Origin of the sequence: Streptosporangium minutum (assembly GCF_002149035.1) — a bacterium.
In the GTDB taxonomy this organism is placed as follows: Bacteria; Actinomycetota; Actinomycetes; order Streptosporangiales; family Streptosporangiaceae; genus Streptosporangium; species Streptosporangium minutum.
The window spans coordinates 22,504-33,419 of record NZ_NGFP01000083.1; the positions used below are offsets into that span (position 1 = coordinate 22,504).

Genomic DNA, 10,916 nt, shown 5'->3' on the forward strand with positions numbered 1-10,916 from the left:
AGGCAACGTTTGCCACACTCCCGCATGAAAGGCGAGGTCAATGAGGGACAACGCCCCCCCGGGGACGACCCCGGACCCCGACAATCCCCTCGTCCTGCACGTGCTCGGCGCGCGGCCCAACTTCGTGAAGGCCGCTCCGGTCGTGCGCGGTCTCGCCGCCCTCGGGGTGCGGCAGGGCATCGTTCACACCGGTCAGCACTACGACGCGCTGATGTCGGACGTGTTCTTCGCCGATCTCGGACTCCCGGAGCCGATCGCCAATCTGGGTGTCGGCTCGGGCTCGCACGCGCGCCAGACGGCGGCGCTGCTGACCGGCCTGGAGGACGTCGTCCTGGCACACGGGCCCGCACTGGTCGTCGTCTACGGCGACGTCAACTCGACGCTGGCCGCGATCCTCGTCTGCTCCAAGCTCCACATCCCGACCGCGCACGTCGAGGCGGGCCTGCGTTCCTTCGACCGGGAGATGCCCGAGGAAGTCAACCGGGTCGTCACCGACGCCCTGTCCGACATCCTCTTCGCCACCTCGCCGGACGCGCTCTCGCACCTGGCCAACGAGGGCGTGGACCCGGCGCGTGTCCACCTCGTCGGCAACCCGATGATCGACAGCCTGTTCTCGGCGCTGGACCGCCTCGACCCGGCCCCGGTCCGCTCCCGGCTCGGGCTCCCGGAGCGCTACGGCGTGGCGACCCTGCACCGGCCGGGCAACGTGGACGACCCCGCCTCCGCCAAGGAGCTGGTCGACGCCGTGCTCGCGGTGAGCGAGCGCGTCCCCATCGCGGTGCCGCTGCACCCGCGCGGCCGGGCCCGCCTGGCCGAGGCCGGTCTCGTGAACGGCGAGAACCTCCTCATCATCGACCCGCTGGGCTACGTGGACTTCCTCTCCCTGGTGCGGGGCGCGTCCCTGGTCGTCACCGACTCCGGCGGCGTGCAGGAGGAGACGACCATGCTCGGCGTCCCCTGCCTGACCGTCCGGCCCAACACCGAGCGGCCGATCACCGTCACCCACGGCACCAACCGCCTGGTCACCCCGGCGCTGCTGCCGGCCGCCGCCGACCGGGCCCTGGCCGACGGCGCGGCGACCCCCTCGGGCGAGCTGCCCCCGCTCTGGGACGGCAAGGCCGGCCCCCGGATCGCCCGGGTGATCGAGGCCTGGCTGGCGGGCCGCAACCTCTCCCCGGCGGCGCAAGCCGTACCGCCCAAATCCCTGTAAAACGGCTATTTCGTCACGGCCGAAGCCGTACGCTGGCACGACCCCGGATTAAGGCGATACCCATGAGTTCCCCCATGAGTGAGCAGACCCCCGAAGAGCCGAAGTACCAGCGTCTCGGGCCGATCAACTGGCTGCCCGAGGAGCGCAAGGTCGTCGAGCGCTTCGAGGAGCGCGTCCGGGACCTGGAGCGGCGGCTGGCCATCGCCGAGGCCCGCGCGGACTACGCGCAGTGGAAGCTGGAGTCCACCAAGGTCCAGCGGCCCTACCGGGTGGCCGAGGCCATCACGGGCGCCAAGGGGTCGGGGGTCGTGCGGCTGCCGGGCAAGCTGCGCATGGCGCTGCGGCCCCGCAAGGGGCCCGAGGCGCCCCGGCCGGTGGCCGAGGTGATCGAGGAGCTGGACCACCAGGGGCCCGTCGTGGACGTGCCGCAGGTCAAGTGGCCGACCGGGCCGATCAACCGGCCGGACATGAAGGTCGCGGTCATCCTGGACGACTTCTCCCGGATGGCGTTCAAGTACGAGTGGGACCAGATCGAGTTCGGGCTCCGCGACTGGCCGGAGATCTTCGCCGAGCGGCGGCCCGAGCTGCTGTTCGTGGAGTCGGCCTGGCACGGCAACCAGGGCCGCTGGCGCTACCAGATGACCGGTTCCAACGCCCCCAAGCCGGAGCTGCGCGCCCTGATCGACTGGTGCCGCGAAGAGGGGATCCCGACGGTCTTCTGGAACAAGGAGGACCCGCCGAACTTCGACTTCTTCATCGACACGGCCAAGCTGTTCGACTATGTCTTCACCTGCGACGGCGACATGGTGCCCCGTTACCGGGAGGTGCTGGGCCACGACCGGATCGACGTCCTGCAGTTCGCCGCCCAGCCACGGGTGCACAACCCGATCCAGGAGCGGCGCGGCCGGCTGCACGACGTGGTCTTCGCGGGCATGTACTTCCGGGACAAGCACCCCGAGCGCCGCGAGCAGATGGAGACCGTCCTCGCCCCGATCCGCGAGCTCGGCCTGCACATCTTCGCCCGCAACGGCACGGTCGACGAGAAGTACGCCTGGCCCGAGGAGTACGTCCCGCACATCGTGGGCGAGCTCCCCTACGACCGGATGCTGGCCGCGTACAAGATGTACAAGGTCTTCCTCAACGTGAACTCGGTGCTCGACTCGCCGACCATGTGCGCCCGCCGGGTCTTCGAGCTGTCGGCCTGCTCGACGACGGTCGTCTCCGGCTGGTCACGGGCCGTCCAGGAGACCTTCGGCCCGCTGATCCCGATCGCCCACGACGAGCTGGAGTCCTACAACCAGGTCCTGCACCTGATCAACAGCCCCGAGCTCCGCGCCCGCCAGGGCCACCTGGCCATGCGCGAGGTCTTCGACAAGCACCTGTTCACGCACCGCGTCGACCAGATCCTCGGGTTCCTCGGCAGGCCCGTCGAGCAGCGGTCGAGGTCCGTCTCGGTGGTGCTGCCCACCAACCGCGCCTCGCAGATCGAGCACGCCATCTCCTCGGTGGCCAAGCAGATCCACCGGCCGCTCCAGCTCGTGATGGTCCTGCACGGCCTGGACATCGACCCGGTCGTGGTCGCCGACAAGGCCCGCATGGCCGGGATCTCCGACGTCGTGGTGCTGCCCGCCGACCCGTCGCTGTCCCTGGGCGCCTGCATGAACCTGGGCATCGCCGCGGCCGAGGGCGACCTGATCGCCAAGATGGACGACGACAACCTCTACGGCGAGCACTACCTGTCCGACCTGGTCCGCGCCTTCGACTACTCCGACGCCGAACTCGTCGGCAAGGGCGCCCACTACGCCTACTTCGAGGGCCGCAACACCACGATGCTCCGCATGCCCGGCCTGGAGCACCGCTACAGCTGGCTGGTCCAGGGCGGCACCTTCCTCGGCAAGGCCGACATGTTCCGCCACTACGGCTTCGAGGACGTCACCCGCGGCGAGGACACCCGCCTGGTCCGGAGGCTGAAGGAGGACCGCGTCAAGATCTACTCCGCCGACCGGTTCAACTTCGTCTACTGGCGCAGCGGCGACCCCTCGATGCACACCTGGCAGCCCGACGACCACAAGCTCACCCGGGGCGCCCAGTTCTCCTTCGTCGGTCACCCCGACGCCCACGTGATGATCTGAGCCGGCCGCCCGAGCCGCCGCGGCTCGTCCAGGCCGCCGGCAGCGCCTGCGGCTCTTCGAGGACCCGGTAGCGTCAGGCCGCCCCACCCGCTTCCGGGCCGCTCAAGCGCGGCTCGGTGCGGGACAGGTGCGCGGCGCTGACCGATGCCTCCCGAATCCCCCACCACCCCGGCGGGCCGGAAAACCCGGTGCGGGCTGCCGGAGCGGTGGTGTGTGATCGGGGGCATGGCGATTGTGTTGGGTGAGCCGGGAGTCGACGGGCTGAGCGGGGTTGTGGGCGTGCTGCGGGAGTGGCAGCACGACAGGGCGCCGATGCAACTGCATCCGGGGGACCTGGGCTGGTTCTGGAGGTTCGGTGCGGAGGCGACCGCCGCGGCGGTGCGGACGTGGAGCCGGGACGGGCGGATTCTCGCCGTCGGGCTGCTGGACGGGCCCGGGCTGTTGCGGCTGACGATCGCGCCAGAGGCTCAGCGGGAGGAGGAGCTGGCGCAGCAGCTGGTTGAGGACGTGACCGAGCCGGAGCGCGGCGTGCTGCCCGAGGGGAAGGCGAACATCGAGGCGCCGATGGGTGCACTGGTCCAAGATCTGCTGGCCGAGGGCGGCTGGAACACCGACGAGCCGTGGACGCCGCTGCGCCGCGACCTCACGGAGCCGGTCAAGGACCCGGGCGTGCGGATCCAGGTGGCCGGGCCGGAGCAGGCGCACGTGCGGGCAGCCGTACAGCGGGCGGCGTTCGACAGGTCGTCGTTCACGGAGGAGCGCTGGCACGCGATGGCGGCCGGATCGCCGTACGCCGACGCCCGGTGTCTGGTCGCCTACGACGAGCGGGGCGACGCGGTGGCGGCGGTGACGGTGTGGTCGGCCGGTCCGGGTAGTCCCGGGTTGCTCGAACCGATGGGCGTGCACCGGGAACATCGCGGTCACGGCTACGGCAAGGCGATCACCGTCGCCGCGGCGGCCGCACTCCGGGAGCTGGGCTCGTCGAGCGCGATCGTCTGCACCCCGAGCTCCAATGCCGGCGCCGTCGCCACCTACAGGTCGGCCGGCTTCCGGCCACTCCCCGAGGTCCGGGACAGATACCGGGACGCCTAGGGGTTTCGACGGCCCCGGGAGGTTCTCAGGAATGACCGGTTCCGCGGGGCCGCGCACCTCCGTCAGCGCGCCCGGGTAGTCCCGGTCCGCCCTCGTGCCCGCGCTCCGCGGCGGCCCGCGGGCAGGGAACTGTTGATTTGCCACATACCGGGGCATGTCATGAAATACGCACCTCGGCCTGCCCAACGCCGCCCGGTCGACGTCGCCCGGCCCATCGCCGGTAGGGTCGATCGGCTGCCCCATCCGCACACGTGCGGGAGGCCGTTCGCCATGACCGCCGAGCTCAAGAGGTGCACCATACTGGGCCGGCGGAGCCGGCGGCCCGGGTCCGCCGCAAAGATGGGACACGCGGCAGGGACGGAACGTGTGGTCAGCGTGAGTCCCGTACACGTCCGTCCCGGAACGAGGAGCCCGACCATGACGCTGAACACGACCGACGACACGAGCAGCTTCGCCGACCTGACGCTGCGGCCCGAGCTCCTGCACGCGCTCTCCGGTCTCGGCTACGAGGAGCCCACGCCGATCCAGCGCGAGGCGATCCCCCCTCTGCTCGAAGGGCGCGACCTCCTCGGACAGGCCGCGACGGGGACGGGCAAGACGGCCGCGTTCGCGCTGCCGGTGCTCCAGCGGATGACGCCGAACGGCGGAGGCGGGGAGCCGATGGCGCTCGTGCTCGTGCCCACGCGGGAGCTGGCCGTCCAGGTCTCGGAGGCGTTCCACCACTACGGCCGCGAGCTGGGCGCGCGCGTCCTGCCGATCTACGGCGGGCAGCCGATCGGCCGGCAGTTGCGGGCGCTGCAGCAGGGCGTCGACGTCGTGGTCGCGACGCCCGGTCGCGCGCTCGACCACATCGGCCGCGGGACGCTCCGTCTGGACGACCTCGAAATGGTCGTCCTGGACGAGGCGGACGAGATGCTCGACATGGGATTCGCCGAGGACATCGAGGCGATCCTGCAGGAGACCCCCGAGAACCGCCAGACGGTGCTCTTCTCCGCGACGATGCCGCCGCGCATCAACGGGATAGCCCGCCGCCACCTGAACGACCCGGTCCGGATCGAGATGGGCCGCGAGACGACGGCCCCGGGCGAGGCCCCGCTGGTACGGCAGACCGCGTACGTCGTCCCGCGGGCGCACAAGCCCGCGGCGCTCGGGCGGGTGCTGGACGTGGAGGCCCCCACCGCCGCGATCGTCTTCTGCCGCACGCGCGACGAGGTCGACCAGCTCACCGAGACCTTGAACGGACGTGGTTACCGCGCCGAGGCGCTGCACGGCGGCATGGGCCAGGAGCAGCGCGACCGCGTGATGGGACGGCTGCGGACCGGGACGGCCGATCTGCTCGTCGCGACCGACGTGGCCGCGCGGGGGCTCGACATCGAGCAGCTCACCCACGTGGTCAACTACGACGTCCCCTCCGCGCCGGAGTCCTACGTGCACCGGATCGGCCGGGTCGGCAGGGCGGGCCGCGAGGGCGTGGCCATCACCCTGGCGGAGCCTCGGGAGCACCGGCTGCTCAAGGCCATCGAGCGGGTGACCAAGCGCCGGATCCCGGTCGAGAAGGTGCCGACCATCGCCGACCTGCGCGCCCGGCGGCTGGAGCTGACACGCGCCGCGCTCCACGAAAGCCTCCTGGAGGACGACCTGGAGCGCTTCCGCGTCGTGGTCGAGACGCTCACCGACGAGTTCGACATCATGGAGGTGGCGCTCGCCGCGGTGAAGCTGGCGCACGAGGCCAGCGGGGCGGCGGACGACGAGCACGAGATCCCCGAGGTCGCGCTGAGGACCGAGCGGGAGGACCGCGGCCGCCGCGAGCCCGCCGGCCGCCAGGAACGGCGTGGACGCCCGGCGGCGGGCGGGAGCGGGATGACGCGCCTGTTCGTCGGCGCCGGCCGCAGCTCCGGGATCCGGCCGCAGGACCTGGTCGGCGCGATAGCCGGCGAGTCGCGCCTCACCGGGCGCGACATCGGGGCGATCGAGATCGCCGACCGCTTCTCGCTCGTGGAGGTCCCGGACGCCGCGGCCGACGAGGTGATCGCGGTCCTGCGGGGGAGCACCATCAAGGGCAAGAAGGCCACGGTCCGCCGGGAACGCTACAACGCGCGGTAGCCGCACCGGACCGTCCCGGCAGTCCGTGCCCCGGCCGGACCGTCCCGGCGCGTACCTCAGCCGGACCGCCCCGGCAGCCCATGGCCCGGCCGGCCCATCCCGGCCCGGCGCGTACCTCAGCCGGACCGCCCCGGCAGTCCGTGCCCCGGGCCGGCTCTCTCCGGCGCGGTGCTCGCCGGGAGAGCCGGCGCGGTCTCCGGCCTCGGGTTCGCCGGACGTTCTCCGGCCTGGGCGGTCGGACGCTCCCCGGTCTCAGGGCGCCGGGTCGACGGCCTTGCCGTTGGTCTCGGGGCCGGTGCCGTTGGAGGTGACACCGTTGGGGGTGGCGCCGTTCAGGAGGGAGCGGGCGAGGCCGAGGCCGGTGCCGCCGAGGGTGAGCGCCTTGGCGAGCATCTCCTCGATGCCCTGGGCGCCGTTGAGGACGACCATGTGGTCGACGTTGCCGAAGGCCTTCGCCCCGGATTCGACGATCTGGGGCCAGTTCTCGGCGAGTTGCTGGGCGATGACCGCCTCCTGGTTCTCGGCCAGGGCCTGCGCGCGGGCCCGGATCGACTCCGCCTCCGCCAGACCCTTCGCCCTGGCGGCCTCCGCCTCGGCCAGGCCCTGGGCCTGCGCGGCCTCGGCGGCGGCCAGACCGCGCGCCTTGGCCGCCTCCGCCTCGCCGAGACCGGTGGCCTTGGTGGCCTCCGCCGCGGCGAGACCGCGCAGCCGTACGGACTCCGCCTCGGCCGCGGCGGCCTGCTTGACCTGCGAGGCCTGGGCGGCGGCGCGGAGCTCGGTCTCGCGGGCCTCGGCCTCGGCCTGGGCGATGCGGGCGTCGCGCTCGGCCTGGGAGAGCGTCACGGTCTCATACGCCCTCGCGTCGGCGGGCTTGCGGACCTGGGCCTGGAGCCGCTGCTCGGCCAGCGCCGCCTCCAGCTCGGCCGCTCGGGTCTCCTGGACCACGACCTCCTGGCGTGCCGAGGCCTCCGACAGCGGACCGGCCTGGCGGGACCGGGCCTGCGCCTCGTCGATCTCGGCCTGGTAGGCGGCCTGCTTGATCTGGGCGTCGCGCCAGGCGGAGGCCTTGTTGGCCGCGGCGATCTGCTCGGCCTCGGTGGCCTCCTGGTCGCGCTGCGCCTCGGCGATGCGGGCGGAGGCGGCGATGCGGGCGGCGTGCGGCTTGCCGAGGTTGGTGATGTAGCCGGTCTCGTCCTCGATCTCCTGGATCTGCAGGGAGTCGACGATCAGGCCGAGCTTGATCATCTCGTCGGCGGCCGAGGCGCGGGTCTCACCGGTCAGCCGTTCGCGGTTGAGGATGAGGTCCTCGACGGTCAGGTTGCCGATGATCGAGCGCAGGTGACCGGTGAACAGCTCGTGGATGGCGCCGTTCATCGAGTCCTGCTGGTCGAGGAAACGGCGGGCGGCGTTGGCGATGGAGTGCAGGTCGTCGCCGACCTTGTATATGACCACGCCCTTCACGACCACCGGGATGCCCTGCTGGGTGACGCAGGAGACCTGGAGGTTGGCCGCGCGGCTGTCCAGGCGCAGGCGGCGGGCGGTCTGGAAGCCGGGGAGCACGGAGGTGCCCTTACCGGTGATGATCTTGAATCCGAGGCTGTCGGCGAGCTCGCTCTTACCCCGGGCGCCGAGCCCGGAGATGATCAGCGCCTCGTTGGGTTCGGCGACCCGCCAGACGGCCTTGAACAGCATGATGAGGACGAGAAGGGCGACAAGGACGGCGCCCCCGATGAGGAAGTACTCCGTAGGCATCGCAGTCTCCGCGGTGGAGGGAGAGAAGGGGGAGAGGGAGGGGTCAGACGAGCGCGCGGGCGACGTAGACCGTGCGCGGCGGGAAGTAGTCGACCACGACGACGATCGTGCCGGCGGGGATCTCCTCGTCGGGGAGCGTGGCGTGCGCGTAGAACGCCTCGACACCCCCTCGGACCGCCACCATCACCTCCCCGACCAGGCCGGGGCCGATCTTGCCGGTCACCCTGCCCTGTTTACCGACCACGCGAGGCTCCTCGTCCCGTCATTAACCAAAACCCCAAATACGGACGCTACCCTGACATGTACCGCTTCACCACCCGCTATGGCGCTGGATAGGCGTTACCGGATCGTCAGCGCAAATCCGTCTGCTTCATCTTCTTACCGACAACGAGCGCTATCGACATAACGTTCCTGTACCGGACGGCAATCCGTCCGGCCCTCCGCCCCCCGGCACCGTGTCCGTGCGGGCGGGAGGCCGCACCGGGGCGGGCGGGGGCGCGTTCCGGAGCGACGGGGATGGGCATTCTCCTCCAGGCCATTAATATGATTACGAATGTCACCCCTTCTCCCCTCACGTACGGCGCGTTCCCGGCCCGCGCACCATGACGCCCATTCGGTGAATATCGCGAATGGCGTTCCAATACGGCGGGCAAAAAGTTGCCGGAAACCGCGCGTGGCGACTACGGGCTTTCCTCCTGATCGTGATGATCGCCCCATGACCGATCCCCAGGAGATCACTCCACGCAAGGCCCGCGAACTGGGCATGGACCGGCCCATCTCCCGCCGTGACTTCTTCGACGGCGTGGCCACGGTGGCGGGGGTCGCGGCGCTGGGCTCGCTGGCGGGGTGCGCCGGCCCCGGCGCGGGCCGGCCGAACAGCATCGGCACGAAGCGCCTGAAGGTCCCCTCCGAGATCGACTACCCGCCGGTCCTCACCGGGATGCAGGGCAACACCTCCCACGCGCTGAGCGTGCCCCACGCCCTGCGCGACAACCGGTTCTGGGATCACGCCGGCGCGCCCGAACCCACCGGCGAGCACTACGACCTGGTCGTGGTCGGCGCGGGGATCAGCGGCGTCACCGCGGCCCACCGCTGGCTGGAGCGCGCCCCGGACGCGCGGATCCTGATCCTGGACAACCACGACGAGGTCGGCGGGCATGCCCGGCGCAACGAGTTCCACCCGGCCGGCCGCAAGGGGCCGCTGATCGGGTACGGCGGATCGCAGTCCATTGAGGCGCCCTCGGCGTGGACGCCCGAGGGAAAGGACCTGCTCGACAAGATCGGGGTGAGGGTCCGCAGGTTCGAGGAGTACTTCGACCAGGCGCTCTACACCGGCATGGGGATGTACGACAGCGTCTTCTGCGACCGGGAGACCTTCCCCCGGGAGAAGCTCGTCGTCTTCGCCCCGGGCAGGAAGGCCCCGCAGTGGATCGCCGAGCTGCCCGTCGCCGAGGAGGCCAGGAAGGACCTGCTCATGCTCTACGGGCATCCGCCGGACTGGTTCCCCGGCCTGTCGGACGACCGGAAGAAGGAACGCCTGGCCGGGCTGACCTACGCGGAGTTCCTCAGGGACGTCTGCAGGGTCCATCCCGACGTGCTGCGATACGTCCAGACCATGCCGAACGACGAGTGGGGCTACGGCTCCGACGCCTTCGGCGCGATCGACGCCTGGGGCAGCGCCGGCGAGTACGGCTACCCCGGGTTCCAGGGGTTGGGGCTCGACCGCTCCAAACCGTCCAGATACAACTCGCCGAGCATGATCAAGGGGTGGGGTGCGGACGACCCGTACGTCTACCACTTCCCCGAGGGCAACCAGGCGATCGTCCGGATGATGATCGGCCGGATGATCCCGGGCTTCGCCACGGCCACCGAGATGGAGGAGATCAGCACCGCGACGTTCGACTACGGCAGGCTCGACCTGCCGCGCAACCAGATCCGGATCCGCCTGTCCTGCCCGGTGGTCTCGGCCGCCAACGACGGCGACCCCGCCACGGCCACCACCGCCACGGTCGGCTACTTCGACGGGGAGAGGGTCAGGACCGTCCGGGCGGCCAACGTGATCATGGCCTGCTGGAACATGGTGATCCCCTACCTGGTCGGCGAGCTCCCGGCCGACCAGAAGGACGCGCTGAGCAAGGCGGTCAAGGTGCCGCTGCTGTACTCGATGGTCCAGCTCCGCGGCTGGGAGGCCTGGAAGCGGGCGGGCATCAGCCGCACCCGCTTCACCGGCGCCTACTGGTGCGTGGCCGAACTCGACTACCCGGTGAGCATCGGGGAGTACCTGCGCCCGAGGACCCCGGACCAGCCGATCAACGTGCACATGATCTCCACCCCCGCAGTGCCCGGCATGTCGCCCGCCGGCGGTTCGGTCGCCGGGCGGCACAAGCTGCTCAAGACGCCCTACGACTACCTGGAGTACAGCATCCGCGACCAGCTCACCCGGCTGCTCGGCCCGAGCGGATTCGACCCGGCCCGCGACATCCAGGCGATCACGGTCAACCGGTGGGGCCACGGCTACGCGCCCGAGTACGCCACCCCGTGGAACCTCGACTTCTACCCCGAGGGGCCGTTCCCCGCGGCCGTGGCCCGCCGGCGGGCCGGCCGGATCGCGATCGCCAACTCCGACT

General features: G+C 71.2%; 7 protein-coding genes. 5 read left to right on the plus strand and 2 right to left on the minus strand.

Annotated features, from left to right (window positions below; genetic code table 11):
- Positions 1-40: 40 nt before the first annotated feature.
- From wecB to CA984_RS19135, 4 genes are all read left to right on the plus strand, one after another.
- A complete protein-coding gene (wecB, locus tag CA984_RS19120) occupies positions 41-1,210 on the plus strand; it encodes a non-hydrolyzing UDP-N-acetylglucosamine 2-epimerase (protein WP_086574242.1) in 1,170 nt (389 codons plus the stop codon).
- 74 nt (positions 1,211-1,284) lie between these two features.
- Positions 1,285-3,342: a glycosyltransferase family protein gene (locus tag CA984_RS19125; protein WP_086574245.1), complete on the plus strand. Its 2,058-nt coding sequence runs from the start codon at positions 1,285-1,287 to the stop codon at positions 3,340-3,342.
- Between the two features lie 225 nt (positions 3,343-3,567).
- Entirely contained in the window at positions 3,568-4,434 is an 867-nt protein-coding gene (locus CA984_RS19130) for a GNAT family N-acetyltransferase (protein ID WP_086574259.1), read from the plus strand.
- A 417-nt stretch (positions 4,435-4,851) separates the two neighbouring features.
- Positions 4,852-6,537, plus strand: coding sequence for a DEAD/DEAH box helicase (locus tag CA984_RS19135; protein ID WP_086574248.1), 1,686 nt, complete (start codon positions 4,852-4,854; stop codon positions 6,535-6,537).
- Between the two features lie 252 nt (positions 6,538-6,789).
- Here the strand turns inward: CA984_RS19135 and CA984_RS19140 are convergent, their stop codons facing one another.
- Complete coding sequence (locus tag CA984_RS19140; protein WP_086574251.1) at positions 6,790-8,289, minus strand: flotillin family protein; 1,500 nt, start codon at positions 8,287-8,289, stop codon at positions 6,790-6,792.
- Between the two features lie 43 nt (positions 8,290-8,332).
- Positions 8,333-8,533: a hypothetical protein gene (locus CA984_RS19145; protein WP_086574253.1), complete on the minus strand. Its 201-nt coding sequence runs from the start codon at positions 8,531-8,533 to the stop codon at positions 8,333-8,335.
- A 471-nt stretch (positions 8,534-9,004) separates the two neighbouring features.
- Here CA984_RS19145 and CA984_RS19150 point away from each other — a divergent pair.
- The coding region (locus CA984_RS19150; protein ID WP_242676049.1) for an NAD(P)-binding protein at positions 9,005-10,916 on the plus strand (1,912 nt) is incomplete at its 3' end.